The organism is Aeromicrobium senzhongii, assembly GCF_014334735.1.
GTDB classification, from domain to species: Bacteria; Actinomycetota; Actinomycetes; order Propionibacteriales; family Nocardioidaceae; genus Aeromicrobium; species Aeromicrobium senzhongii.
The window spans coordinates 1845154-1871493 of the sequence record NZ_CP060587.1; the positions used below are offsets into that span (position 1 = coordinate 1845154).

At 68.7% G+C, this 26340-nt stretch carries 20 protein-coding genes and 1 tRNA gene; 10 read left to right on the forward strand and 11 right to left on the reverse strand.

Translation table 11 applies throughout. The annotated features are described in order from the left end of the window. Positions 1–119 precede the first annotated feature (119 nt). From H9L21_RS09145 to H9L21_RS09160, 4 genes are read left to right on the forward strand one after another with little or no spacing between them, the layout of a single operon-like run. Positions 120–1457, forward strand: a complete 1338-nt coding sequence (locus tag H9L21_RS09145; protein WP_154594786.1) for a branched-chain amino acid ABC transporter permease — start codon at positions 120–122, stop codon at positions 1455–1457. A gap of 3 nt (positions 1458–1460) precedes the next feature. Then, positions 1461–2456: a branched-chain amino acid ABC transporter permease gene (locus H9L21_RS09150; protein WP_154594785.1), complete on the forward strand. Its 996-nt coding sequence runs from the start codon at positions 1461–1463 to the stop codon at positions 2454–2456. Next, the gene (locus tag H9L21_RS09155) at positions 2446–3357 is read left to right on the forward strand and encodes an ABC transporter ATP-binding protein (RefSeq protein WP_154594784.1); all 912 of its coding nucleotides are present in this window, start codon (positions 2446–2448) and stop codon (positions 3355–3357) included. The genes H9L21_RS09150 and H9L21_RS09155 overlap by 11 nt, the downstream gene beginning before the upstream one ends. Further along, complete coding sequence (locus H9L21_RS09160) at positions 3354–4148, forward strand: ABC transporter ATP-binding protein (protein ID WP_154594783.1); 795 nt, start codon at positions 3354–3356, stop codon at positions 4146–4148. The genes H9L21_RS09155 and H9L21_RS09160 overlap by 4 nt, the downstream gene beginning before the upstream one ends. A gap of 141 nt (positions 4149–4289) precedes the next feature. On the opposite strand, the gene H9L21_RS09165 is transcribed toward H9L21_RS09160, so the two are convergent. Both H9L21_RS09165 and H9L21_RS09170 read right to left on the reverse strand, forming a co-directional pair. Then, positions 4290–5549: an ABC transporter substrate-binding protein gene (locus H9L21_RS09165; protein WP_154594782.1), complete on the reverse strand. Its 1260-nt coding sequence runs from the start codon at positions 5547–5549 to the stop codon at positions 4290–4292. A gap of 148 nt (positions 5550–5697) precedes the next feature. Beyond that, positions 5698–6306, reverse strand: a complete 609-nt coding sequence (locus H9L21_RS09170; protein WP_255467021.1) for an ANTAR domain-containing response regulator — start codon at positions 6304–6306, stop codon at positions 5698–5700. A 28-nt stretch (positions 6307–6334) separates the two neighbouring features. Here H9L21_RS09170 and H9L21_RS09175 point away from each other — a divergent pair. Beyond that, positions 6335–6417 (forward strand) — tRNA-Leu (locus H9L21_RS09175). Positions 6418–6507: 90 nt separating this feature from the next. Here the strand turns inward: H9L21_RS09175 and pyk are convergent. The 6 genes from pyk to H9L21_RS09205 form a co-directional block, all read right to left on the reverse strand. Then, positions 6508–7974, reverse strand: a complete 1467-nt coding sequence (gene pyk, locus H9L21_RS09180) for a pyruvate kinase (protein ID WP_187411401.1) — start codon at positions 7972–7974, stop codon at positions 6508–6510. A 62-nt stretch (positions 7975–8036) separates the two neighbouring features. Continuing rightward, entirely contained in the window at positions 8037–9500 is a 1464-nt protein-coding gene (locus H9L21_RS09185) for a glutamate synthase subunit beta (protein WP_187411402.1), read from the reverse strand. Then, the gene (gene gltB, locus H9L21_RS09190) at positions 9493–14031 is read right to left on the reverse strand and encodes a glutamate synthase large subunit (RefSeq protein WP_154594781.1); all 4539 of its coding nucleotides are present in this window, start codon (positions 14029–14031) and stop codon (positions 9493–9495) included. Before gltB ends, H9L21_RS09185 begins: the two co-directional genes overlap by 8 nt. A gap of 175 nt (positions 14032–14206) precedes the next feature. Next, positions 14207–15691, reverse strand: a complete 1485-nt coding sequence (miaB, locus tag H9L21_RS09195; protein ID WP_154594780.1) for a tRNA (N6-isopentenyl adenosine(37)-C2)-methylthiotransferase MiaB — start codon at positions 15689–15691, stop codon at positions 14207–14209. A 97-nt stretch (positions 15692–15788) separates the two neighbouring features. Beyond that, entirely contained in the window at positions 15789–16397 is a 609-nt protein-coding gene (locus tag H9L21_RS09200; protein WP_154594779.1) for a DUF305 domain-containing protein, read from the reverse strand. Between the two features lie 26 nt (positions 16398–16423). Further along, positions 16424–18823: an Ig-like domain repeat protein gene (locus H9L21_RS09205; protein ID WP_154594778.1), complete on the reverse strand. Its 2400-nt coding sequence runs from the start codon at positions 18821–18823 to the stop codon at positions 16424–16426. A 429-nt stretch (positions 18824–19252) separates the two neighbouring features. On the opposite strand from H9L21_RS09205, the gene H9L21_RS09210 reads away from it, so the two are divergent. Genes H9L21_RS09210 through H9L21_RS09230 form a run of 5 tightly spaced genes read left to right on the forward strand, consistent with a single transcriptional unit; the run spans position 19253 to position 23998 of the window. Beyond that, positions 19253–19981 carry an amino acid ABC transporter ATP-binding protein gene (locus H9L21_RS09210; RefSeq protein ID WP_154596121.1) on the forward strand — a complete coding sequence of 243 codons (729 nt, stop codon included), beginning with the start codon at positions 19253–19255 and terminating at the stop codon, positions 19979–19981. Positions 19982–20038: 57 nt separating this feature from the next. Then, positions 20039–20926: a glutamate ABC transporter substrate-binding protein gene (locus tag H9L21_RS09215; protein ID WP_154594777.1), complete on the forward strand. Its 888-nt coding sequence runs from the start codon at positions 20039–20041 to the stop codon at positions 20924–20926. Positions 20927–20966: 40 nt separating this feature from the next. Further along, positions 20967–21623 (forward strand): amino acid ABC transporter permease, encoded by a 657-nt coding sequence (locus tag H9L21_RS09220; protein WP_255467022.1) that lies wholly within the window; start codon positions 20967–20969, stop codon positions 21621–21623. Beyond that, the gene (locus H9L21_RS09225; RefSeq protein WP_154594776.1) at positions 21620–22456 is read left to right on the forward strand and encodes an amino acid ABC transporter permease; all 837 of its coding nucleotides are present in this window, start codon (positions 21620–21622) and stop codon (positions 22454–22456) included. Before H9L21_RS09220 ends, H9L21_RS09225 begins: the two co-directional genes overlap by 4 nt. Positions 22457–22498: 42 nt before the next feature. Continuing rightward, on the forward strand, positions 22499–23998 hold the full coding sequence (locus H9L21_RS09230) for an amidohydrolase (protein ID WP_187411403.1): 1500 nt from the start codon (positions 22499–22501) through the stop codon (positions 23996–23998). 1 nt (position 23999) lies between these two features. On the opposite strand, the gene H9L21_RS09235 is transcribed toward H9L21_RS09230, so the two are convergent. From H9L21_RS09235 to recA, 3 genes are read right to left on the reverse strand one after another with little or no spacing between them, the layout of a single operon-like run. Next, entirely contained in the window at positions 24000–24521 is a 522-nt protein-coding gene (locus H9L21_RS09235) for a GNAT family N-acetyltransferase (protein WP_154594775.1), read from the reverse strand. 9 nt (positions 24522–24530) lie between these two features. Continuing rightward, positions 24531–25049 (reverse strand): regulatory protein RecX, encoded by a 519-nt coding sequence (locus H9L21_RS09240; protein WP_154594774.1) that lies wholly within the window; start codon positions 25047–25049, stop codon positions 24531–24533. Next, on the reverse strand, positions 25049–26158 hold the full coding sequence (gene recA, locus H9L21_RS09245) for a recombinase RecA (protein ID WP_154594773.1): 1110 nt from the start codon (positions 26156–26158) through the stop codon (positions 25049–25051). The genes H9L21_RS09240 and recA overlap by 1 nt, the downstream gene beginning before the upstream one ends. Positions 26159–26340: the final 182 nt, after the last annotated feature.

Consider the following 26340-nt stretch of genomic DNA (forward strand, 5'->3'; position numbering starts at 1 on the left):
AACCGAACTGTTACCAAAGGGATCCTCGAGAGCCCGCCGCCGGGACGTTCACATGGCTATGCTCTTCGGGATCGACTCTGGCGTGCCCGACCGGTGCGCAGACACCGACAGGAGAATGTGTGCGACTGCGAACAGCGGCGCTGTTCTGGGTGATGACGGCCGGGCTCGTGCTTCTTGCGAACCCCGCGTCCGCCGAGACCACGTCCCCCTCCCCCCAGCCCAGTGCCTCGGCACCGGCCTCGGACGCTCCCGTGTCGGGAGCAGCGATCCGGGTACGGCTGCTCGACCAGAAGGGTGGCAAGGCCGGCGACAACCCGCCCCCGGTACCGAACGTCACGGTCACCGTGTCGGACGAATCCGACACCGAGATCGGACGGGGCGTCACCAACGACATGGGTGTGGCGGCCATCGCCATCCCCGGCAAGGGCAAGTACGCGGTCTCCATCGACGAGTCCACCCTGCCCGCCGAGGTGAAGCTCACCGGCAAGAAGACGCTCGACGTCACGGTCAACCTGGCTTCGGGACAGAACGTCGCGTTCCCGTTGAACGGTGAGGTCGTCGAGACCACCCCGTTCGCCGAGCGACTCGTCGACAGTCTCATCTCGGGCGTGAAGTACGGCCTCATCATCGCCCTGGCGGCTCTGGGCCTCTCGCTGATCTTCGGCACGACGGGCTTGACGAACTTCTCCCACGGTGAGCTGATCACCTTCGGCGGAGTCGCGGCGTACCTCTTCAATGTCACCCTCGGCCTACCGCTGCTCCTCGCCGGCGTCCTCGCGATACTCGCGGGCGGCGTGTTCGGCTGGGTCCAGGATCGCGGCCTGTGGCGTCCGCTGCGGAACCGCGGCACCGGCCTGATCGCCATGATGATCGTGTCGATCGGCCTGGGTCTGCTGCTGCGTAACCTCTACCAGTACTTCTTCGGCGCCGGAACGCGCTCCTACACCGAGTACACGTCGCAGCGGGCCCACGACTTCGGGCTGTTCGACCTGTCGGACAAGGAGATCGCGATCATGGTCATCGCGGCCGTGGCGATCGGCATCGTCACGACGATCATGGCGCGCACGCGCCTGGGCAAGGCGATGCGTGCGGTCTCGGACAACCCGGCGCTGTCGGCCTCGTCCGGCATGCGCGTCGACGGCGTCATCTCGAACGTCTGGATCCTGGGCACGGCCCTCACGGCCCTGGCCGGAGTCCTGCTCGGCGTCAACAGCCAGGTCAACTTCATGATGGGCTACCAGTTGCTGCTCATGGTCTTCGCAGCGAGCGTCCTGGGCGGGCTCGGCACCGTGTGGGGTGCCATCCTCGGCTCCCTGATCATCGGCATCATCACCGAGGTCGGGCCGTTGTTCGGCGTCCCCAGCTCGATCAAGGAGGTGGGCGCGCTCATCGTGCTCATCCTCATCCTGCTCATCAGGCCGCAGGGCATCTTGGGCCGCGCGGAGAGGATCGGCTGACCCATGGACATCGGCAACATCATCGACGCGGCGTTCTCGAACGCCTTCGGCCCGCAGGCGATCGTGTTCGCACTCGCCGCGATCGGCCTGAACATCCACTTCGGCTACACCGGCCTGCTGAACTTCGGCCAGGCGGGCTTCATGGCCGTCGGCGCCTACGGCCTGGCCGTGACCATGGTCCAGCTGGACCTGCCGCTGCCGGTCGGCATCGCGGCGGGCCTGTTCGCGGCACTGTTGCTCGCCCTCGTGCTCGGCGTTCCCACGCTGCGACTGCGAGCGGACTATCTCGCGATCGTCACGATCGCAGCGGCCGAGATCCTGCGCCTGGTCTTCGGCGCCGTCGAGACCAAGAAGGTCTTCGGTGGCTCCAACGGTCTCAACGGATTCACGCAGACCTGGAACGACCTCAACCCCTACAGCTCGGGCGTCGATCTGGGCTTCGCCTCCTGGGGACGCAACGACCTGTGGGCGATGACCGCCGGCTGGGTCGCCGTCGCGCTGTGCTGCCTGCTGACCTGGGCGCTCATGCGCAGCCCCTGGGGACGCGTCCTGCGCTCGATCCGTGAGGACGAGGACGCCGTGCGCTCGCTGGGCAAGAACGTGTTCCTGTACAAGATGCAGGCGCTCATGCTCGGTGGCGTCATCGGCGGCCTGGGCGGCATCTTCTTCGCCCTGAAGCAGGGCTCGGTCGTCCCGTCGGACTACAGCACCAACCTGACCTTCTTCGCCTACACGGCGTTGCTGATCGGTGGTGCGGCCCGCGTCCTGGGCCCCGTCGTGGGCTCCATGATCTTCTGGTTCCTCATCAGCGGCCTCGGCGAGTTCTTCAGCCAGGCCACGCGCGGCATCGACCCGTTGATCCCGGCCTCGGTCATGACCGACACGCAGGCCAGCCTCATCCGCTACATCCTCATGGGCCTCGGCCTCATGCTGCTGATGATCTACCGACCTCAGGGGATCTTCGGCGATCGAAGGGAGATCGCGCTCGATGACCGTTGACCTCAACAGTGCCCGCGCGGCACTGGCCGCCCTGCCCAACGATCCGGGAGTGCGCAAGCCCGACCCGATCGTCGTGGGCGACGACATCACCCGCACGTTCGGTGGCCTCAAGGCCGTCGACGTCCAGCACGTCGAGATCCAGCGTGGCGTCATCACGGCGCTCATCGGACCCAACGGCGCGGGCAAGACGACCCTGTTCAACCTGCTCACGGGATTCGACGTCCCCGACAGCGGGTCGTGGGCCTTCAACGATCAGCCCCTCGCCAAGGTGCCGGCCTACAAGGTCGCCCGACTGGGCATGGTGCGCACGTTCCAGCTGACCAAGGTGCTGTCCAAGCTCACGGTCATCGAGAACATGCGCCTGGGGGCCACCGGCCAACGCGGCGAGAAGTTCTTCCCGTCGATCTTCAAGTCGTTCTGGCGCAGCCAGGAGGACGAGATCACCGCTCGCGCGGACGATCTGCTCGCCCGGTTCAAGCTCGACGCCAAGCGCGAGGACTTCGCCGGATCGCTGTCCGGCGGTCAGCGCAAGCTGCTCGAGATGGCACGCGCCCTCATGGTCGACCCCGAGCTGATCATGCTCGACGAGCCCATGGCCGGCGTGAACCCGGCCCTCAAGCAGTCGCTGCTGGGGCACGTGAAGTCGTTGCGCGACGAGGGCCGCTCGGTCCTGTTCGTCGAGCACGACATGGACATGGTGCGCGACATCTCCGACTGGGTCATCGTCATGGCCCAGGGCCAGATCGTCGCCGAGGGCACACCCGAGGCCGTGATGGCCGACCAGCGTGTCATCGACGCCTACCTGGGCGCCCACCACGACACCGACCTCAGCGAGGTGGACGAGTCCGTCCTCGAGGCCGAGGTCGAGGCCGAGATCAAGGCCGAGGAGGCCGATTCATGAGCGACGCGATCCCCACCCCTCAGACGCCCGAGTCCGAGCGTCGCAAGCACCTCGACGGTGCCGACGGCGCCGTTGTCCGCGCCGACAACCTCATCGCGGGTTACCTGCCGGGCGTGAACATCCTCAACGGCGCCGACCTGTACTGCCAGCCCGGCGAACTGGTCGGCATCATCGGCCCCAACGGCGCCGGCAAGTCGACGCTGCTCAAGGCCCTGTTCGGCCTGGTCAAGATCCACTCGGGCACCGTGCTGCTGAAGGGTGATGAGATCACCAATCAGCGTGCCGACGTGCTGGTCAGCAAGGGCATCGGCTTCGTCCCCCAGACGAACAACGTGTTCCCGAGCCTGACGATCGAGGAGAACCTCGAGATGGGCTGTTACCAGGCCCCCTCGAAGTTCAAGGACCGCTTCGCCTTCGTGACCGACCTGTTCCCGACGCTGGGCCAGCGCGCCAAGCAGCGGGCCGGCTCGCTGTCAGGTGGCGAGCGCCAGATGGTCGCGATGGGCCGCGCCCTGATGATGGACCCGTCGGTGCTGCTGCTCGACGAGCCCTCGGCGGGCCTCTCCCCCGTCATGCAGGACGAGGTCTTCGTCCAGACCCGCAAGATCAACCAGGCCGGCGTCTCGATCATCATGGTCGAGCAGAACGCCAGTCGCTGCCTGCAGATCTGCGACCGCGCCTACGTCCTCGACCAGGGCACCACCGCCTACAGCGGCACGGGCCGTGAGCTGGCGAACGATCCCAAGGTCATCGAGCTCTACCTCGGCACCCTGGGCAAGAAGGCCGGCTGACTCCCCCAGCACCACCGAACGCCCCGTCTCCGTCAGGAGGCGGGGCGTTCGTCATGGGTGTCCGTCACGTGGCGGGCAAGACGAAGGGCCCGGGGCTGATGCCCCGGGCCCTTCTGCCTACCTCAACAGTGAGTCATCGACTCAGATGTCACCGGCGATGTACTTGACGGAGTCGTACGTGCCCTTGCCGTTGTACTGGTAGATGCCGATGGAGGCGGACGTCGGGCTGCCCGTCTCGCCCATCTCGATCGGGCCGGAGACACCGTCGTAGTCGATGTCCTTGCCGTCGGCCAGCAGATCAGCGCACTGCTTGAACGTCGTGCACTTCTCGCCACCCTTGGTGACCTCGACCAGCTCCGAGGCAACGGCCTCGCCCGAGTCGTTCTTGGCCGCGATGGCAGCCAGGGCGGACGTGACGACCGCGTCGTAGGACTCGGCCGCGTAGGAGTAGTCCTTCAGCTTCGGGTCGATGCTCAGCAGGCGCTTCTTGAAGTCGCCGGCCGCCTCGGCGCCGGGGACCGTGCCCTTGACGCCCTTGAGCTGCGCAGCGAAACCGTCACCCGAGTAGTCGGCCACGTTGCCGTCGACGAAGTACGTCGCGACGTCCTGCGGGCCGACACCCTTGCCGACGAGCTGCGGGATGATCTTCTTGGTCTCGTCGAACGCGATCAGCACGACGGCGTCGGGCTTGGCCGCGGCGACATCGTCGACCTGCGCGTCGTACGAGGGGGCCTTCTCGCCGTAGAACGACGTGACGGCGACCTTGGAGCCGGCGGCCTCGAGGCCCTTCTTGACCTCCTGGGCCAGCGTCTCGCCGTACGAGTCCTGGCGGGCCAGGATCGCGACGTTCTGGCGGTTGTCCTCGACCAGCAGGTTCGCCATGACGGCGCCCTGCAGGATGTCGGACGGAGCCGTACGGAAGTACAGGTCGGGCTTGTCGTACTTGCCGGTGTCGAAGTCGGTCGACGTGTTGGCGGGCGAGTACTGCACGACGCCGGCGCCGAGGATCTTGTCGATGACGGTCATGGAGACGCCGGACGAGGCGGCACCGACGATGACGTCGGAACCGGCCTTGATCAGCTTGTCGGTCTCGGTGGGCGCGATGCCCGAGTCGGTGTCACCGGAGTCGCCCTTGACGTGGCGGGCGGGCTTGCCCAGCACACCGCCGGCCTCGTTGATCTCCTTGACGGCGAGGTCGACGCCGGCGAACTCCGGCGGGCCGAGGAAGGCGAGGCTGCCGGTCTGCGGGAGCAGCGAGCCGACGACGAACTCGCCGTCACCCTTCGCAACTTCCTTGTCTTTGTCGTCAGAGCTGTCGTCGCCGCCGCCGCAGGCGGCGAGGACGAGCGCGCTGGCGCTGGCCAGGGCGGCCAGACGGAGCGTCGTGGTGGAGCGCTTCATCAATCCTCCGTGTTAGTCAATCCGAGCACGGGTCGGTTCGCCCGGCACGATGTGACATGAAACCTAGTGTGCGGAGGTTTCAAAAACTCTCATGTTGAGTAATTGGAACGTTTCGTAGCCAACTTGTAACCGTTGTCACACTGGGTCGTCAACCCTGCAACGACGGCCCATTCTCCATGACGGCCTCGGCCACCTGGCGCATCGAGAGGCGCACGTCCATGGCGGTCTTCTGGATCCAGCGGAACGCCTGCGCCTCGGTCAGTCCGAGCGTCTCCTGCAGGACCGACTTGGCCTGCTCCACGACCTTGCGCGTGGCCAGTTGCTCGTGCAGGTCGCCCACCTCGGCCTCGAGCGCCCGCAGCTCGGCGTAGCGGCTGCGCGCCATCTCGATCGCCGGGACCAGGTCCGAGGCCGTGAACGGCTTGACCAGGTAGGCCATCGCCCCGGCGTCACTGGCGCGCTCGACCAGCTCGCGCTGGCTGAAGGCGGTCAGCATCACGACGGGGGCGATGCGCTCGGCGGCGATCTGGGACGCGGCGGTGATGCCGTCCACGCCGGGCATCTGGATGTCCATCATCACCAACTCGGGGCGGTGCTCACGCGCGAGGTCGACGGCGGCCTGCCCGTCGGCGGCCTCGCCCACGACCTCGTAGCCCTGCTCGGCCAGCATCTCGGCGAGGTCCATCCGAATGAGGGCCTCGTCCTCCGCGATGACGACACGCGGCGTGGGGGGCGTCGACTGCACTGATTCGGTCACACCGTAAGGTTATCGGGCACGGCGGTGCGCCGAGATGGCGGAATGGTAGACGCGATGGTCTCAAAAACCATTGTCCGAAAGGGCGTGCGGGTTCGAGTCCCGCTCTCGGCACCGATGGCTCCCCGAGGGAGCCGATTCTCCGAGTTCGCCCCCGCCACCGCGCCTGTCCTGACACGGCGGCGTCCCCCGGATCGCCGAGCGTCAGCTGACCGGCGGGGGCAGCTCGTCGGGATCGTAGGCCGCAACGACGCGGTTGATCGCGTCACCCATCTTGTGCACGCGCAGCGCGTTGGTCGAGCCGGGGATTCCCGGAGGCGCCCCGGCCACGATCACCACGCGACGACCCTGCTCGCACCGCTGCTGGCCGAGCAGCTCGCGGTCGACCTGCAGCGCGATCTGGTCGGTGTGGCTGATCTCGGGGGTCAGGAACGTCTCGACGCCCCACGTGAGCGCCAGCTGGTTGCGCACGAGGACGTGCGGCGTGAACGCCAGGACGGGGATCGACGAGCGGTAGCGCGCCATGCGACGCGCGGAGTCGCCCGTCGTGGTGAAGGCGATCATCAGCTCGGCCTGGACCGACTCGGCGACCTGCGAGGCCGCCCGGCAGATGATGCCCGTCGTGGTGCGGGGCTCCCACGTGAACGAGGCCATGCGCGGCAGGCCGTGGTCCTCGGTGGACGCGACGATCCGCGACATGATCCGCACGGTCTGGATCGGGAAGCGCCCCACACTCGTCTCGCCCGAGAGCATGACCGCGTCGGCGCCGTCGAGCACGGCGTTGGCGACGTCGCTGGCCTCGGCGCGGGTGGGCCGCGGCGCCGAGATCATCGACTCGAGCATCTGCGTGGCCACGATCACCGGCTTGGCGTTGCGGCGGGCCTTCTCGATGATGAGCTTCTGGACGATCGGCACGTCCTCGAGCGGGAGCTCGACGCCCAGATCGCCGCGGGCGACCATGAAGCCGTCGAACGCGTCGACGATCTCGTCGAGGTTCTCGACCGCCTGGGGCTTCTCGATCTTGGCGATGATCGGGCGGTGGATGCCCTCCTCGTCCATGATCGCGCGAACCTCGGCCGCGTCCTCGGCGTTGCGCACGAACGACAGCGCGATGAAGTCGACGTCGGCACGCAGGGCCCAGCGCAGGTCGTCGATGTCCTTCTCGCTCATGGCGGGGACGCTGACGTTGACGCCGGGCAGGTTGATGCCCTTGTTGTTGCTCACCTCGCCGGGGACCTCGACGGTCGTCACGACGTCGGTGTCGGTCACCCCGACGGCGCGCAGACGCACCTTGCCGTCGTCGATGAGGATCTCGTCGCCGGCCCGGACGTCACCGGGCAGGCCCGAGTAGGTCGTGGAGCAGACTTCGCGGTCACCGGGGACATCACGCGTGGTGATGGTGAACTCGTCGCCGAAATTGAGCTCATGGGGTCCATCGGAGAACCGGCCGAGCCGGATCTTGGGGCCTTGCAGGTCGGCCAGCACCGCGATGGCCTTGCCGGTCGCCTCAGCGGCCTGGCGAACCCGGGTGAGCCGCTTGAGCTGCTCACTCTGCTCGCCATGGCTCATGTTGAGTCGGGCGACATCCATGCCGGCAATCGCCAGCTCGAGGATGCGTTCGGCGGTGTCGGTCGCAGGACCGAGGGTGCAGACGATCTTGGCTCTACGCACCTTCTCACCCTATCCCTGCCTCGAACCGAACCGCGAGTCACAGGACCCGCGGTTCGGTCCGGTCACACCGTCAGAGGACGTGCGGTCGGCGGAATCGGCGTGGGAAGCGTGGTCGAACCGGTCAGCCACGCGTCGACGCCGGCGGCGGCTCCACGGCCCTCGGCGATCGCCCACACGATGAGAGACTGGCCGCGACCGGCGTCACCGGCGACGAACACCCCCTCGACACTGGACATGTAGTTCAGGTCGCGCTTGATGTTGCCCCGCTCGTCGAGGTCGACGCCGAGCTGCTCGACGACGCCCTCGCGCTGCGGGCCGGTGAAGCCCATCGCGAACAGCACCAACTGCGCCGGGATCACCCGCTCGGTGCCGGCGACCTCCTCGAAGCGACCGTCCACCAGCTCGACCTCGGTGATCCGCAGACCGCTCACGTGGCCGTCGTCGCCCACGAACTCCTTCGTGTTGACGGCGTAGACCCGCTCGCCGCCCTCCTCGTGGGCCGAGGCGACGCGGTAGACCATCGGGTACGTCGGCCAGGGGTGGGCGTCCGCCCGCTCCTCGCTCGGACGCGGCATGATCTCCAGGCTGGTGACCGAGCGGGCACCCTGACGGATGGCCGTGCCCAGGCAGTCCGCGCCGGTGTCGCCGCCGCCGATGATGACGACGTCCTTGCCGGTCGCGAGGATCTGGTCCTCGACCGTCTCGCCGACCGCGACGCGGTTGGCCTGGGGCAGGTAGTCCATCGCCTGGTGGATGCCCTCGAACTCGCGCCCGGGCGCCGGCAGGTCACGACGCACGGTCGAGCCGATCGCCAGGACGACCGCGTCGTACCGCTCACGCAGCTGCTGACCGGTGATGGCCTCGCCGACGGCGACGCCGGTGCGGAAGACGGTGCCCTCGCGCTGCATCTGGTTGATGCGACGGTCGACGTGCGACTTCTCCATCTTGAACTCGGGGATGCCGTACCGCAGCAGTCCCCCGGCCTTGTCGTCACGCTCGTACACCGCGACCGTGTGGCCGGCGCGCGTGAGCTGCTGCGCGACCGCCAGTCCGGCCGGGCCGGAGCCGACGACCGCGATCGTCTTGCCGGTCAGCCACTCGGGCGTCTCGGGCTTGACGGCGTGCATGTCCCACGCCTTGTCGGCGATCGAGACCTCGACGTTCTTGATCGTCACCGGGTCGCGGTTGATGCCCACGACGCAGGCGGTCTCGCACGGCGCGGGGCACAGCCGCCCGGTGAACTCCGGGAAGTTGTTCGTCGCGTGCAGGCGATCGATCGCGTCCTCCCAGTCGTCGCGCCAGACCAGGTCGTTCCACTCGGGGATCAGGTTGCCCAACGGGCAGCCCTGGTGGCAGAACGGGATGCCGCAGTCCATGCAGCGCCCGGCCTGCTCCGAGATGATCGGCAGCAGGGCTCGCCCGGCACCGCCGGGATAGACCTCGTTCCAGTCCTTCACCCGCTCCTCGACGGGGCGGCGCTCGGCCACCTTGCGGGGCGTGGTCATGAAACCTCGGGGATCAGCCACGTGCGGCCACCTCCATCATCCGTGCAGTCGTCTCGTCCTCGGAGAGTCCCTCGGACTCCGCGGACGCCTTGGCTTCGAGAACGCGCCGGTAGTTGACCGGCATGATCTCGGTGATGCGGGCCAGGCTGGCCGGCCAGTCCCGGAGGAGCTGCTCGGCGACCGCCGAGCCCGTCTCCTCCAGGTGGCGGCGCACGATGGCCTCCAACTCGACTCCCGTGGTCTCCGGGACCGGTCGCAGCTCGACCATCTCGGGGTTGACCACGTCGGGGTCGAGATCCAGCACGTACGCCGAGCCACCGCTCATGCCGGCGGCGACGTTGCGCCCCGTCGGCCCGAGGATGACCACGCGGCCGCCGGTCATGTACTCGAGCGCGTGGTCGCCCACGCCTTCGACGACCGCGGTGGCACCCGAGTTGCGCACGCAGAACCGCTCGCCGACCTTGCCGCGCAGGAAGATCTCACCGCCGGTGGCACCGAAGCCGATGACGTTGCCGGCGACGATCTGCGCCTCGGCGGCGAACTGCGACTCGCGTGGCGGCCGCACGATGATGCGGCCCCCCGAGAGTCCCTTGCCGACGTAGTCGTTGCCGTCGCCCTCGAGGCGCAGCGTGATGCCGCGCGGGACGAACGCACCGAACGACTGGCCGGCCGACCCCAGGAACGTGATGTCGATGGTGTCGTCCGGCAGCCCTTCACCGCGGTATCGCTTGGTCACCTCGTGACCGAGCATCGTGCCGACGGTGCGGTTGACGTTGCGGATCTCGAGCTGCGCGCGGACCGGCTCGGCCTTCTCCAGCGCGTCGCCGGCCAGGGCGATCAGCTCGACGTCGAGGGCGCGGTCCAGGCCGTGCTCCTGCTTCGTCGTGCAGCGCAACGAGGCGCCCTCGGGCAGCTCGGGCACGTACAGGACGCGGGTCAGGTCCAGCGAGCTGGCCTTCCAGTGGTCGACGGCCTCGCGGACGTCGAGCACCTCGGCGTGGCCGACCGCCTCGTCGATGCTGCGGAAGCCCAGCTCGGCCAGGATCTCGCGCACCTCCTGGGCGATGAACTCGAAGAAGTTCACGACGTACTCGGCCTTGCCCGAGTACTTCTCGCGCAGCGACCGGTTCTGGGTCGCGACGCCGACAGGGCACGTGTCGAGGTGGCAGACGCGCATCATGATGCAGCCCGACACGACCAGCGGCGCGGTCGCGAAGCCGAACTCCTCGCCGCCGAGCAGCGCGGCGATGACGACGTCGCGGCCCGTCTTGAGCTGACCGTCGACCTGAACCACGATGCGGTCACGCAGGCCGTTCAGCAACAGCGTCTGCTGGGTCTCGGCCAGGCCGAGCTCCCAGGGACCGCCCGCGTGCTTGAGGCTCGTGAGCGGCGACGCGCCGGTTCCACCGTCGTGGCCGGAGATCAGCACGACGTCGGCCTTGGCCTTCGAGACGCCGGCCGCGACCGTGCCCACGCCGACCTCGGAGACGAGCTTGACGTGGACGCGGGCCGAGGGGTTCGCGTTCTTCAGGTCGTGGATCAGCTGCTTGAGATCCTCGATCGAGTAGATGTCGTGGTGCGGCGGCGGGCTGATCAGACCGACACCCGGCGTCGAGTGCCGCGTCTTGGCCACCCACGGGTAGACCTTCGGTCCGGGCAGCTGGCCGCCCTCGCCGGGCTTGGCACCCTGGGCCATCTTGATCTGGATGTCGTCCGCGTTCGTCAGGTACTCGCTGGTGACGCCGAAGCGACCGGAGGCGACCTGCTTGATCGCCGAGCGGCGCTCGGGATCGTAGAGGCGCTCGGGATCCTCGCCGCCCTCACCGGTGTTCGACTTGCCGCCGAGGCGGTTCATCGCGATCGCGAGGGTCTCGTGGGCCTCCTGGCTGATGGACCCGTAGGACATCGCGCCGGTCGAGAACCGCTTGACGATCTCGCTGACCGGCTCGACCTCGTCGATCGAGATCGGCTGGCGGTCGGAGTTGAACTTCATCAGTCCGCGCAGGGTCATGAGACGGCTGGACTGGTCGTCGATCCGCTGCGTGTACTGCTTGAAGACGTCGTACCGGCCCGTGCGCGTGGAGTGCTGCAGACGGAAGACGGTCTCCGGGTCGAACAGGTGCTCCGGGCCGAAGCGGCGCCACTGGTACTCGCCGCCGACCTCGAGGCGGCGACGCGGGCTGGCGATGCCCTTGGTCGGGTACGCCTTCAGGTGCCGCGCGTGGACCTCCTGGGCGATGACGTCCAGGCCGACGCCGCCGAGCTTGCTGGAGGTGCCCGTGAAGTACCGGTCGACGACCTCGTGGGACAGGCCGATGCACTCGAAGATCTGCGCGCCGGTGTACGACGAGACCGTCGAGACGCCGATCTTGCTCATGACCTTGAGAACGCCCTTGCCCAGGCCGTAGGCCACGTTGCGCGCAGCCTTCGTGGGGTCGACGCCCTCGACGTAGACGCCCTCGCGAGCGAGGTCCTCCGCCGTCTCGAGCGCCAGGTACGGGTTGACCGCGGTCGCGCCGAAGCCGATCAGCAGCGCGACGTGGTGCACCTCGCGCACGTCGCCGGCCTCGACCAGCAGGCCGGCCTGCGTGCGCAGCTTCTCGCGGACCATGTGGTGGTGGACCGCACCGGTCAGCAGCAGCGACGGGATCGGGGCCAGGTCGACGTTGGAGTGACGGTCCGACAGCACGATGATGCGCGCGCCGCGGTTGACGATCGCGTCCGACACCTCGGCGCAGATCTCGTCGAGGCGCTGGGCCAGGGCCTCTCCCCCACCCAGGACGTCGTACAGGCCGCGGACGACGTGCACGCTGAAGCCGGGCATGTCGCCGTCACGGTTCATGTGGCGGATCTTGGCCAGCTCGTCGCTGTCGATCACCGGGAACGGCAGCTGCAGCATCCGGCACGAGGCCGGCGTGGGGTCGAGCAGGTTGCGCTCGGGGCCGATCGTGCCGGCCAGCGACGTCACGACCTCCTCGCGGATGGCGTCCAGCGGCGGGTTCGTCACCTGGGCGAACAGCTGGCTGAAGTAGTCGAACAACAGGCGCGGACGGTCCGAGAGGGCCGCGATCGGGGTGTCGGTGCCCATCGAGCCGATCGTCTCGGCGCCGGTGCGCGCGATCGGCGCGACCAGCTTGCGCACCTCCTCGTCGGTGTAGCCGAAGACCTGCTGGCGACGCGCGACCGAGGCGTGGTTGTGCACGATGTGCTCGAGGTCGGGCAGGTCCTCGAAGCGCACGAGGCCCGAGTAGAGCCACTCCTCGTAGGGGTGCTCGTTCGCGAGCGACGCCTTGATCTCGTGGTCCTCGACGACGCGGTGCTCCTCGAGGTCGAGCAGGAACATCTTGCCCGGCTCGACCCGGCCCTTGCGGACGATCGTCTTCGGGTCGATGTCCAGGACGCCGGCCTCGGACGCGAGCACGACGAAGCCGTCCTCGGTGATGACGAAACGGCCCGGGCGCAGTCCGTTGCGGTCCAGGACCGCGCCGATCTGGGTGCCGTCGGTGAAGCACACCGCGGCCGGGCCGTCCCAGGCCTCCATGACCGTGGAGTGGAACTCGTAGAAGGCGCGGCGGGCCGGATCCATCTCGGCGTTGTTCTCCCACGCCTCGGGGATCATCATCATCACCGCGTGCGGCAGCGAGCGACCACCCAGGTGCAGCAGCTCGAGCACCTCGTCCAAGGACGCGGTGTCGGAGCCGTCGGGGCTGCAGATCGGGAACAGTCGCGAGAGGTCGCCGGGGATCAGGTCGCTCTCGAGCAGCGCCTCACGGGCGCGCATCCAGTTGCGGTTGCCGCGGGCGGTGTTGATCTCGCCGTTGTGCGCGACGTAGCGGAACGGGTGCGCCAGCGGCCAGCTCGGGAACGTGTTGGTCGAGAAGCGGCTGTGCACGATCGCCAGCGCCGACTCCATGCGCTCGTCGAGCAGGTCGGGGAAGAACACGTCGAGCTGCTCGGTGGTGAGCATGCCCTTGTAGACGAGCGTGCGCGACGACAGCGACGGGAAGTACACGCCGGCCTCGTGGTGCGAGCGCTTGTTGACGGCGTAGGTCAGCCGGTCCAGGCCGATCCCGGACACCTCGCGGTCGGCGGTGGTCACGAAGAACAGCTCGAAGGCCGGCATCGCGGCGTACGCCATCGAGCCGAGGATGTGCGGGACGACGGGCACCTCACGCCAGCCGAGGACCTCGAGGCCCTCCTCGACGGCGATGGCCTCGACCTGGGCCTTGGCCTCGTCGGCACGGTCGCGCGGCAGGAACGCCATGCCGGCGGCGTAGTGGCCGGACTCGGGCAGCTCGGTCGGGGCGACGCCGCGCAGGAAGCGGTCGGGCACCTGCATGAGGATGCCGGCACCGTCACCGGTGTTCGGCTCGCCGCCGACGGCGCCGCGGTGGTCGAGGTTGCGCAGCGCGGTCAGACCGTGCTGGACGATCTCGTTGCTGGGCACACCCGTGAGCGTCGCCACGAAGGCGACACCGCAGTTGTCGTGCTCGTTGGCGGGGTCGTAGAGGCCTTGCGCCTGGGGCGCGGCGGAGAAGAGCGGACGGTCCATGAAACAACCTGTCGTCGATGCCAAGGGGAAAGTCACTGGGCGAGGACGACATTGGCCTCATCAGCAGATTCAGATTACCTCAAGGTTTCGCGCGGAGCGGGTGAGGCACCCCTCATACGCGCGCTTCTCGCCGCTTCCGCCTCGTCGACGCGAGGTTCTCGGTGGGACGACGGGGTCAGGCGGGGGCGCAGGCCGGCGCGGGCGGCAGCGGCGCGGGCACGCCGATCGACGGCATGCCCAGTCCGACGGAGCCGGGCGTCACGGAGGTGCGTCCCTGGCGGGACTCCCATGCGTCGCCCGCGCGGGTGCGGCGCACCTCGAGGGGCTCGTCGTCGGCGACCAGGTGGTGCGGGGACGCCTTCGTGACGCGCGTGACGACGAGGTCGCCCGGGCGGACCTCGTGGTCGCCGGGGACGAAGTGCACGAGCCGGTTGTCGCGCGCGCGCCCGCTCATCCGGTGGGTCTCGGCGTCCTTGCGGCCGCCGGCGTGGGCCTGGTCGGCGACGAGCAGCTCGACGACCTGGCCCTCCAGTCGCTGGTTCTCGGACCACGAGATCTCGGACACGAGGGCCGAGAGTCGCTCGTAGCGCTCCTGCACGACGGCCTTCGGCAACTGGTCGGGCAGTTCCGCGGCCGGCGTGCCGGGGCGCTGGGAGTACTGGAACGTGAAGGCGCTGGAGAACCGCGCCTGGCGCACGACGTCCATCGTCTCGAGGAAGTCCTCCTCGGTCTCGCCGGGGAAGCCCACGATGATGTCGGTCGTGATCGACGCCTCGGGCATCGCCGCACGCACCCGGTCGAGGATCCCCAGGAAGCGATCACGGCGGTAGGAGCGGCGCATCGCCTTGAGGATGCGGTCCGAGCCCGACTGCAGCGGCATGTGCAGCTGGGGCATGACGTTGGGCGTCTCGGCCATCGCGGCGATGACGTCGTCGGAGAAGGCGGCCGGGTGCGGCGAGGTGAACCGCACGCGCTCGAGGCCCTCGATCTGCCCGCAGGCGCGCAGCAGCTTGGAGAACGCCTCGCGGTCGCCGAACTCGACGCCGTAGCTGTTGACGTTCTGGCCCAGCAGGGTCACCTCGACGACGCCCTCGGCCACGAGTGCCTCGATCTCGGCGAGGATGTCGCCGGGCCGGCGGTCGCGCTCCTTGCCGCGCAGGGCGGGCACGATGCAGAACGTGCAGGTGTTGTTGCAGCCGACGCTGATCGAGACCCACGCGGCGAAGACCGAGTCGCGCTTCGCGGGCAGGGTCGACGGGAAGACCTCGAGCGACTCGAGGATCTCGACCTGGGACTCCTCCGCGATCCTCGCGCGCTCCAGCAGGACCGGCAGCGAGCCGATGTTGTGGGTGCCGAAGACGACGTCCACCCACGGCGCCTTCCGGGTGATCGTGTCCTTGTCCTTCTGCGCGAGGCAGCCGCCCACGGCGACCTGCATGCCGGGGTTCTTGGCCTTGATGCTCGCGACGTGCCCGAGGTTGCCGTACAGCTTGTTGTCGGCGTTCTCGCGCACGGCGCAGGTGTTGAAGACGACGAGGTCCGGCGTCTGCCCCTGCTCGGCCGCCGCATAGCCCGCGGTCTCGAGCAGTCCCGACAGTCGTTCGCTGTCGTGCACGTTCATCTGGCAGCCGTAGGTACGGACTTCATAGGTCTTCGTCATGACCGTCCCATCGTACGTGGGCACCGACGCCGGCCCGGACCGAACCGGCGGGCCGCTGAGCGGCCGGGTCCGCCACCGCGATGGCGGACCCGGGCCGTCAGAGGGTCTTCTGGATCTGGCGCAGTCGCTCGATCTCGGCGGTCTGGGTCGCCGACACGTCGGCGGCGAAGGCACGGTTGATCGCCTCGGTGCCGTCGCTGAGCGCCCGGTCGGCCATCGCCACGGCTCCCTGGTGGTGGGCGATCATGCGCTCGACGAAGAGCTTGTCGAACGCCGTGCCCTTCACCGCGGCCAGCTCGTCGAGCTGTTCGGGCGTGAGCATGCCGTCCATGTGCGTGGCGTGCTCGCCGCTTGGCGTGAGCGGTGCCGTCGGCAGATCGCGGGCCTCGAGCCATGCCTGGAGCACGTCGATCTCGGCCTTCTGCGTGTCGCCGATCCGCTGCGCGAACCCGGCGACCTGCTCGTCCTTCGCCCGCGTCTTCGCCAGCTCGGCCATGAGGACCGCCTGGTGGTGGTGCGGGACCATCATCTCGACGAACTCACGGTCGATGTCGTTGAACTCGTCGGCGGGCGTCTCGACCTCGTCGGGGTCGACGCGCTTGTTGCCCTCCCCCGCCTCACCGGGCTGCAGGACGACCGGGCCGTCCTGACGGGGGGTGTCTTCCGAGCAGCCCGCCGCCGCGGTGAGCGCCAGAACGACGCTCACCGCGGCAGCAGCTCGACGAACCAAGGTCACTTGGTGACCCGGATCGTCGTCTTGGTGCTCTTGCCCGCCACCTTCGCGCTGCCCGCGTAGGTGACCTTGACCGTGTGCTTGCCGGCCTTGAGCTTCGGCAGGGTCACGGTGACCTTGCCCTTCTTCAGCGTGCCCTTGACGGACGTGCCGTTGACCTTCACGGTCACCTTGCCGGTCGGCGTGGTGCCCTTGGCGCTGACGGTCACCGTGACCTTGGCGCGAGCCGAGGCCTTGACCTTCTTGGCGGAGACCTTCACCTTCGCGGTCGCCTTGACGACCTTGAGGGTGACCGCCGAGGACGTCGAGCCCGTCGTCGCGGTGGACGACGGCACGAACTCGGCACGGATCGCGTACGTCTTGACCGCGAGGGTCTTCGGCAGCGTCAGCGTGGCCTTGCCGCCCTTGACCGGCACGCCGGCCTTCAGGACGGTGCTGCCCGCACGGAACGTCACGGTGCCCTGGGCGCCGGCGCCCGAGACCGTCGCGGTGACGGTCGCCGGGGTGGAGCCGAAGACCTGCGACGTACGGCTCAGCTTCACCGAGGTGGTGGTGCTGACGGCCGTCAGCTCGACCGACGCCGAGTACAGCGCGTCGTCGAGCTTGCTGTCGCCACGGACGACGAGCGACTTCGTGCCCGCCTTCTCGGTGGCGGCGACCGGGACGGTCAGCTCGACCGAGCCGTTCGCGGCGGCCTGGCCGCTGGCGACGACCTTGCTCCCACTCCACACGTCGACGTACTCACCGGAGGTGAACGTGTCGGCGGGCAGCGAGACGGTGACGTCCGTGGCGACCCCGGCGGGGACACTGGCGGGCGAGACCGACGCGGCGGGCAGCGTGCCCGAAGCCTTCGGCGCCTTCTTCCACGGCCAGGAGATGGTCTGCTGCGTCGCGGGGTTGCGGACGTCCTGGCGGTGCCGGACCGCGTCGGCGAACTCGTCACCCTGGAGCTTCATGACGTCGAAGCCACGGGCGATCTCGCTGCCGTAGAGGTAGCCGTTGTGCGAGTAGACGGCCCAGTAGCCGCCGGTCACCAAGCGCGTCGCGTCGATCGGCCCGCGATCGAAGTAGCCGATCTCCTTGGCTTTGGACGGGTTGGTGAAGTCGATCAGCGAGGCGCCGCCCTGGTACCAGGCCTGGACGAGGACGTCCCGGTCGGCGACCTGGACGATGTTGCCCTCGTGACCCACGCAGTTCTCGAACGTCGACTGACGACGCGGGATCTTGTAGTAGCTCTTCAGCTCCAGCTCCTGGCCCTTGATCGCGTAGACCGCGTTCGCACCGCGGTACTGCGGCGTGTTCGGGATGCAGGTCGCGCTGCTGCCGCCACCGAGTTCGTCCTGGAAGATCACCTTGCTGGCGTCGTCGCTGAACTGGGCGGTGTGCCAGAAGGCGTAGTTCTCGTCGCGGACACGCTCCGTCACGACCGGGTTCAGCGGGTCGGAGATGTCGAACATCACGCCGTCGCCCATGCACGCGCCGGCCATGATGCCCTTCTCCGGGTACGCGGTCAGGTCGTGGCAGCCGTTCGTCGCCGAGGTGGTGGCGCCGCCGTTGGGGCGGTCGTCAGCGGTGAACGCCGGGTTCTCGTCGTCCCAGGGCTTGTACTCCTTGACGATCGCCGCGCCGGCCGGGTTGTCGAGATCCACCTTGATGATCTCGAGCTGCTGGTGCGGGCGCTTGCAGTAGAACGCGGTGTCCGAGACGTCGTAGGCGGCGTTGTACAGGTACACCGAGCCCTCGTCCTCGGGGTTCGGCACCAGCGTGTGCGTGTGCGAGCCACAGCGCGCCTTCACGTTGCCGACGTACTGCGGCGCGGTCGGCTCGCTGATGTCGAAGATGCGAATGCCCTCCCACGCGTCGGCGCTCGAGGAGGCGATCGAGCCGGCGTCGCACGCCGACCCGTTGCGAGGCTGGTCGACGGAGAAGAACAGCAGGTCTCCGGCGATCGACATGTCGCCCTGGCCGCCGGCGCAGTTGACGTTCGCCGCGACCGTGGCGTCCTCCGGGTTGCTGATGTCGTAGACCACGAATCCGCCGTAGCTGCCCTGGAAGGCGTAGTCGCCCTTGAACGCCATGTTGGACATCGTCGTCTGCCCCGGCTGCAACCCGATGTTCTTCACCAGGTCGATCTTGACGGACTCCTGCTCGCCGGCGGCGAGCATCTTGGCCTTGGGATCCATTCCCAGGTACGGCACGCCGGTGCCGGGAGCGAGGTTCCCGACGCTCTCGTCCTCGGCGGTGACGTCGGCCGTGCGGCTGGCGTCACCGAGGATGCGCGACTGCTCGGGCGTCTCGGGGATGTTGGGGTCGGCGTTGGCGGGTACGGCCAGCAGGCCGACCCCCAACGCGACGAGGGCCGCCGCACTCAAGGTGCGGCGAAGGGCAACTGTTTTCAAGGGAAGTCCTCACGACGAAGGGAACTGACGTGACACACGTCTCATGCGTCACGCCCATGAGCGTAGAAGTCACGCGTTACGCATTCGCTACGGCGGCTGGACCAAGACGCGATAATCACACGTTTCACTGGTGAAAGTGGACCTTGAACGGCCGCCCAAAATATGGACACCTCGGCGCCGTCGCCAGTTCGGCCACCGCGCGCACATCAGGGTGCGAGCTTCGGTATTCCAGTCGAAAGTGTCCACTTACTTCCCCAGTGGAAGCCACCGCGCGGCGTTGACGCCGGGGCGGGTGCCCGGATTCGCCGGGACGACCGCCATCGCCGTGGGTTTCGATCTGATTGCGGTCGGCGACGCGCCGGTGCGAATTGTTGCGTCCGCCCGGACCCTACGGTTGGGTAAGTCGGCATGGGAGCAAGCACGACGCCGATGGTCCGCATGAGCGGCGTCCAGAAGTGGTTCGGTGACCTTCACGTCCTGCAGGACATCGACTTCGAGGTCGCCACCGGCGAGGTCGTCGTCGTGATCGGGCCGTCCGGATCAGGCAAGTCGACACTGTGCCGGGCGATCAACCGCCTCGAGCCGATCAACGAGGGCACCATCGAGATCGACGGTGTTCCGCTGCCCGAGGAGGGCAAGGCGCTGGCGAAGCTGCGCGCCGAGGTCGGCATGGTGTTCCAGTCGTTCAACCTCTTCAGCCACAAGACCGTCCTGGAGAACGTGACCCTCGGTCCGACCAAGGTCCTGGGGAAGCCCAAGGCCGAGGCCGAGCAGCGCGCACACGAGCTGCTCGAGCGCGTCGGGGTGGCCAACCAGGCCGGCAAGCTGCCGGCTCAGCTGTCGGGCGGCCAGCAGCAGCGCGTCGCGATCGCCCGCGCCCTGGCCATGGACCCGAAGGTCATGCTGTTCGACGAGCCGACGTCCGCGCTCGACCCCGAGATGATCTCGGAGGTCCTCGAGACCATGGTCGATCTCGCCCGACGCGGCATGACGATGGTCGTCGTCACCCACGAGATGGGCTTCGCGCGCACCGCCGCCGACCGCGTCGTCTTCATGGCCGACGGCAGGATCGTCGAGCAGAACACCCCCGACGAGTTCTTCACGAACCCCCAGAGCGATCGCGCCCAGGACTTCCTCGGCAAGATCCTCAAGCACTGACAGCCCGCACCCTCCTGATTTCCGCAACATCATGATCCCGAAGGGGAAGGACGACAGATGAGAGCACGAAGGACACAGTTCGCGGCCGTGATCGCCGCCGGGCTGCTGGCGCTGAGCGCCTGTGGCGACGCCGGCAACAGCGACGACGCCGGCGACGCACCCGAGGTCGAGGTCGAGGAGCAGGACTTCGAGGCCGGCACGCGCATGGCCGAGCTCCAGAAGGACGGCAAGGTCAAGATCGGCGTCAAGTTCGACCAGCCCGGCGTCGGCTTCAAGACCGCCACGGCGGACACCCCCTCCGGCTTCGACCCCGAGATCGGCAAGATCCTCGCGGCGAAGCTCGGCATCGAGACCGGCGACATCGAGTGGGTCGAGGCCGTCTCGGCGAACCGTGAGCCCTTCCTGCAGAACGGCACGGTCGACTTCGTCATCGCCTCCTACTCGATCACCGACGACCGCCGCAAGGTCGTCGGCCAGGCCGGTCCGTACTACGTCACGGGTCAGAGCCTGCTCGTGGCCAAGGACGACGACTCGATCAACGGCCCCGACGACCTGAAGGGCAAGAAGGTCTGCTCGGTCACCGGGTCCACCTCGATCAAGACCGTCGAGGAGCAGTTCGGCGCCACGCCGGCCGGCTTCGACACCTACTCCGAGTGCGTCCGTCAGCTCGAGAACGGCTCGGTCGACGCGGTCACCACCGACGCGGCCATCCTGCTGGGCTACGCCGCCGAGAACCCGGACAAGCTCAAGGTCGTGGGCGAGCCCTTCTCCGAGGAGCGCTACGGCATCGGCTACGGCAAGGACCACCCCGAGCTGTGCGAGTTCGTCAACGAGACGCTGACCAGCGCCTTCGAGGACGGCTCGTGGGAGAAGGCGTTCGACGCCACGCTCGGCAAGGGTGGCGCCGAGGCGGGCGACGCGCCGGCGCTGGACGAGTGCGCGTGACGCTGAACTGATGATCAACCGACGACGAGGGTGGTGAGACGTGGACTTCACGTTCTTGCAGGACAGCTGGGAACTGCTCCTCAAGGGCTTCTGGGTCACGCTGCGGGTCTTCTTGGCCAGCGGCCTCATCGCCCTCGTCGTCGGCACGTTCATCGCCGTGAGCCGGGTCAGCCCGGTCCCGGCGATGCGTGCCGTCGGCACCGCCTACGTCACGCTCTTTCGCAACACTCCCCTGCTGCTGCTGCTGTTCATCACCTACTACGGACTGCCGGCGATGGACATCGACTTCGGCTTCTTCTGGAACATCTCGCTGGCCGCGGGCCTCTACACCGCGGCGTTCGTGTGCGAGGCGCTGCGCTCGGGCATCAACGGCGTGCCCGTCGGGCAGGCTGAGGCGGCCCGCGCCGTGGGCATGCCCTTCAGCCTGACGATGACGCAGGTGATCCTGCCCCAGGCGTTCCGCCTCGTGGTGCCGCCGATGGCCAGCGTCTTCATCGCACTGGCGAAGAACACGTCCCTCGTCGCCGCGCTCGGCCTGGCCGACATCGCGTTCCGCCTCCAGGGCCTGATGCGCGACTACCCCAGCTCGCGTACGGCGGTATTCCTCACCATCGCGGCGATGTACATCGTCATCGTCGCGGCGATCTCGCTGCTGGCCTCGTGGGCCGAGCGTCGCTGGAAGGTGGTCGCCCGATGAGCACCCTGCTGTTCGACGTCCCCGGGCCGCGCGCCCGCCGCCGTCACCGGATCCTCTCGATCGTCACGGTCCTCGGCGTCATCGCGTTGCTCGGCGCGGCGCTCTGGCGCTTGGCCTCCACGGGCCAGTTCGACTACGGCCTGTGGGAGGTCTTCGTCACTCCCGCCTACGTCGAGATCATCCTGGAAGGGCTCTACTACACGCTGCTCGCGGCCGTCATGGCGATCGCCGGTGCGCTCGTTTTCGGCATGCTGTTCGGCATCGGCAAGCTGTCCGACCACGCCTGGGTGCGCTGGCCGTGCTGGGCCGTCGTCGAGTTCTTCCGGGCCGTTCCGCTCTTCATCCTGATCACGTACCTGTGGGCGCTGTACAAGTTCCCGATCGGGCTGCTCGCGCCACTGGTGATCGGCCTGATCCTCTACAACGGCTCGGTCCTGGCCGAGACGTTCCGCGCCGGCATCAACGCCGTTCCCAAGGGCCAGGTCGAGGCGGCGTACGCGCTCGGCATGCGCAAGAGCGCGGTGATGCGCATCGTGCAGCTGCCGCAGGCGATCAAGATCATGACCCCCGCGATCATCAGTCAGTGCATCGTCGCGCTGAAGGACACGTCGCTGGGCTACATCATCGTGGCCCCCGGTCTGACCTACGCCGGCCGCCAGATCTGGCGCGAGTTCGACAACCAGCTGCAGGTCGCGCTGGTCCTCGGGGCGATCTACATCATCCTCAACCTGATCCTCGAGCAGGTGGGTCGCTTCGCGCAGCGCCGGCTGACCGAATCGCGGTCCACCGACGCCCGGCCGCAGGCCGAGGTGCCGGTCCTCGTGGCACCCTGACCCGCAGGCGGAGCGGGCCGGCCCCCGGGCCACAATGTCTGCGTGAGCTCCCTGCTGCTGCGCCACGTCCGGCTCGTGCCGGTGCGTTCGGCGGCGCCGACCGAACCGGTGTCGCTGCGGATCCGTGACGGCGCGATCGTCGATCTCGCGCCCGAGCTGCGTGCCGAACGGGGCGACCGCGTGGTCGACGCCGACGGACGCTGGACCATCCCGGGCCTGTGGGACCAGCACGTCCATCTGACCCAGTGGGCCCAGACCCGCAGCCGCCTGGACGTCTCGGGTACGCGCGATCCCGCCGAGGTCATCCGGCTCGTCCGCGAGGAGCTGGCCGCCACGCCCGACGGCGACTGGGTGTTCGGCTACGGCTTCCGCCTCACCGACTGGGACCGGGTTCCCACGGTCGCCGAGCTCGACGCCGTCTCGGGCGTCCGCCCTGTCGTGCTGACCAGCGGGGATGCCCACACGGGCTGGCTGAACACGGCCGCCCTCTCCGCCCTCGGCGCTGATCCGACCGACGAGCCCGTCACCGAGGCACCCTGGTTCACGCTCATGACGCAGGTGGTCGAGCTCACCGCACAGCAGGACGGCGGCTCGGGCATCGCCGAGACCGTTCACGAGGCCGCCGCCCGCGGCGTGGTGGGCATCGTCGACTTCGAGTTCGCCGAGCCGCTGCTGACGTGGCCTGAGCGCGTCGCCCGCGGTGTCGACGCCCTGACGGTGCGGCGCGCGGTCTACCCCGAGTACCTGGAGTCCGTGATCTCCGCCGGGCTGAGGACCGGCTCGCCGCTGACGCCCGGCGGCGTCGTCACGATCGGCCCGCTCAAGATCATCTCCGACGGGTCGCTGAACACCCGCACGGCGTTCTGCCACGAGTCGTACCCCGGTGGGGGCGACCGCGGGGTCCAGAACCACGACCGGGCCGAGCTGGTCGCGCTGCTGCGACGTGCCGCGACCAACGGCCTCGAGGCAGCGGTCCACGCCATCGGCGACGCGGCCGCCCACGAGGCTCTGGCAGCCTTCTCCGCGTCCGGCGCGGTCGGCAGCATCGAGCACGCGCAACTGATGACCCCGGACGACATCGTCGCCATGGCGGCACTCGGCGTCCGGGCCAGCGTCCAGCCCGCGCACCTGCTCGACGATCGCGACGCCGCGGTGCAGCTGTGGCCGGGGCGCGAGCAGCACTGCTTCGCGCTGCGTTCCCTGCTCGACGCCGGCGTCGGCGTCGTTTTCGGCTCCGACGCGCCGGTCTCGCCGCTCGACCCGTGGGCCGCCATGGCTGCCGCCGTCCACCGCTCAGCTGATGACCGGGCGCCGTGGACTCCAGAGGAGGCGGTCACGGTGCGCGAGGCGCTCGCCGCCAGCGTCGACGGTCAGGACACGCCCCGGGTCGGGCAACGCGGCGATCTGGTCCTGCTCGACCGGGATCCGCTCGCGCACACCGACGACTCGGGGGCCGCGGCCACCCTGCTGCGCTCGGTCGGCGTCGAGGCCACGGTGCGCGCCGGACAGTTCACCCACACCGCGGCCGGCTTCGTACGCTGAGTCACTCGAAGCGTTCGCGCCTCGCCGTGCACACGATGTCGGCCCACGGTGCCCCCTCGGGCTGGATCCACAGTCCTGCCGTGAACCCGCACTTGGCCAACACCCGCAGCGAGCGATGGTTGCGCGCGTCGGGCGCCGCGAGGAACCGCGGAGCCCTCGGATACTGCGGCACGAGCACGTCGCGGCAGAACCGATCGATCATCTCGCTGCCGAGCCCGCGGTCGATCAACTCCGGCTCGCCGATGAGGTAGTCGAACGCCACCGCGTCCGGGTCCTGGCAGCGCACCGTCAGGTCGTCGTCGGCGGCCACCTCGAAGCTCTGGAGGTATCCGATCGGGGCTCCCCCGAGCTCGGCGATCCACAGCCGCACCGGGTCGCGACCCGCCAACCGCCCACCGAAGCGATCGCGCGCCGCGGCCAGGTCGGGCACCGGATCGGGAAACCACGTCAGGACGTGAGGACGGCTCCGCCACCGCACGAACAACGGCAGGTCCGCCTCGGTGGCGGCGCGGAAGGCGAACACGGCTCGATGCTAGGTCGACTCGAGCGGTTCGGTCTCGGCATCGAGCTCGGCCCGGACGACGTCGAACGCCACCTGCGGGGCGTAGCCCTTGCGCGCGAGCATCGCGGTCAGCCGCCGCACCTGGACCGACTGGTCGAGCCCCTGCACGGAGCGCAGCTTGCGCTGGACCAGCCGGTGCGCGGCCTGGCGCTCGGCGTCGGGATCGACGTCCTCCAGGACCGTGCCGATGATCTCAGCGGCGACGCCCTTGCGCTGCAACTCCATGCGCAGCACCGATCGGGCGAGCCCTTTGGCTCGGCCCCGCTGCTCGACCCACGTCCGGGCGAACCGCTCGTCGTCGACCAGCCCTTCGGACTGCAACTGGTCGACGACGACGATGGCGACGTCCTCGGGGAACCGCCGACGAGCGAGAGCATCGAGCAGCTCACCGCGACTGCGATCGCGCGCGGCCAGACGATCCATCGCGATCGTCCGGCCGGCGACGATGACCGCCCTCGGATCAGCGTCCGGGTCGGTGGGGTCCAGCATCAGAAATCGGCGGCCGAGAGGTCGCCCGCGGGGTCGTCGGCCACCGCGGCATCGGCGGGCTCGTCGAGCTTCGCCCCGATACCGAGGTGCTCCTTGATCCGCTTGTCGAGCTCGTCGGCCAGGTCCGGGTTGTCACGCAGGAAGGCGCGCGCGTTCTCCTTGCCCTGGCCCAGCTGGTCGCCCTCGTACGTGTACCAAGCACCGGCCTTGCGGACGAAGCCCGCCTCGACGCCCATGTCGATCAGGCTGCCCTCACGGCTGATCCCCTGGCCGTACATGATGTCGAACTCGGCCTGCTTGAACGGCGGGGCCATCTTGTTCTTGACGACCTTGACCCGGGTGCGGTTGCCGACCATGTCGGTGCCGTCCTTGAGGGTCTCGATGCGACGCACGTCGAGGCGCACCGAGGCGTAGAACTTCAGTGCCTTGCCGCCCGTGGTGGTCTCGGGGCTGCCGAACATCACGCCGATCTTCTCGCGCAGCTGGTTGATGAAGATCGCCGTCGTGCCCGAGCCGTTGATGGCACCGGTCATCTTGCGCAGCGCCTGGCTCATGAGGCGGGCCTGCAGGCCGACGTGGCTGTCGCCCATCTCGCCGTCGATCTCGGCGCGGGGCACCAGGGCCGCCACGGAGTCGATGACGATGATGTCGAGGGCGCCGGAGCGGATCAGCATGTCGGCGATCTCGAGCGCCTGCTCGCCGGAGTCGGGCTGCGACACCAGCAACGCGTCGGTGTCGACACCCAGCTTGCGGGCGTACTCGGGGTCGAGCGCGTGCTCGGCGTCGATGAACGCCGCGACGCCGCCGGCCTTCTGGGCGTTGGCCACCGCGTGCAGGGCGACCGTGGTCTTGCCCGAGGACTCCGGGCCGTAGATCTCAACGACACGACCGCGGGGCAGTCCGCCGATGCCCAGCGCGACGTCCAAGGAGATGGCACCGGTCGGGATGATCTCGATCGGCGCGCGGGCCTGGTCACCCAGCCGCATCACGGCACCCTTGCCGTAGGACCGGTCGATCTGGGCGAGGGCGTTCTCGATCGCCTTGTCCTTGTTGGCGCGGTCCTTGGGGATGTCGCGGTTCGAACCAGTGGTGCTGGTGTTCTTAGCCATGCTGCGTCCTTCGTTCGTCGACCGTCACGGTCGTGGTGGCGGGCCATCTTCGACGGTAGGCGGACCCACTGACATTACGTGAGCCTCGTCGACTCGTCTGTGGATGACGCCCGACCTGACCGTCGGCCTGTGGAACGAGCCTAGGCCGAACAGATGTTCGATGGAAGGTCGACACGCCGAAC

Coding starts and splice junctions, on each gene's coding strand:
- H9L21_RS09240 (WP_154594774.1), bottom strand. CDS start 25,049: ATGCTGGACCCCACCGACCCGGACGCTGATCCGAGGGCGGTCATCGTC.
- H9L21_RS09225 (WP_154594776.1), top strand. CDS start 21,620: ATGAGCACCCTGCTGTTCGACGTCCCCGGGCCGCGCGCCCGCCGCCGT.
- H9L21_RS09160 (WP_154594783.1), top strand. CDS start 3,354: ATGAGCGACGCGATCCCCACCCCTCAGACGCCCGAGTCCGAGCGTCGC.
- gltB (WP_154594781.1), bottom strand. CDS start 14,031: ATGGACCGTCCGCTCTTCTCCGCCGCGCCCCAGGCGCAAGGCCTCTAC.
- H9L21_RS09155 (WP_154594784.1), top strand. CDS start 2,446: ATGACCGTTGACCTCAACAGTGCCCGCGCGGCACTGGCCGCCCTGCCC.
- recA (WP_154594773.1), bottom strand. CDS start 26,158: ATGGCTAAGAACACCAGCACCACTGGTTCGAACCGCGACATCCCCAAG.
- H9L21_RS09210 (WP_154596121.1), top strand. CDS start 19,253: ATGGTCCGCATGAGCGGCGTCCAGAAGTGGTTCGGTGACCTTCACGTC.
- H9L21_RS09150 (WP_154594785.1), top strand. CDS start 1,461: ATGGACATCGGCAACATCATCGACGCGGCGTTCTCGAACGCCTTCGGC.
- H9L21_RS09215 (WP_154594777.1), top strand. CDS start 20,039: ATGAGAGCACGAAGGACACAGTTCGCGGCCGTGATCGCCGCCGGGCTG.
- miaB (WP_154594780.1), bottom strand. CDS start 15,691: ATGACGAAGACCTATGAAGTCCGTACCTACGGCTGCCAGATGAACGTG.
- H9L21_RS09165 (WP_154594782.1), bottom strand. CDS start 5,549: ATGAAGCGCTCCACCACGACGCTCCGTCTGGCCGCCCTGGCCAGCGCC.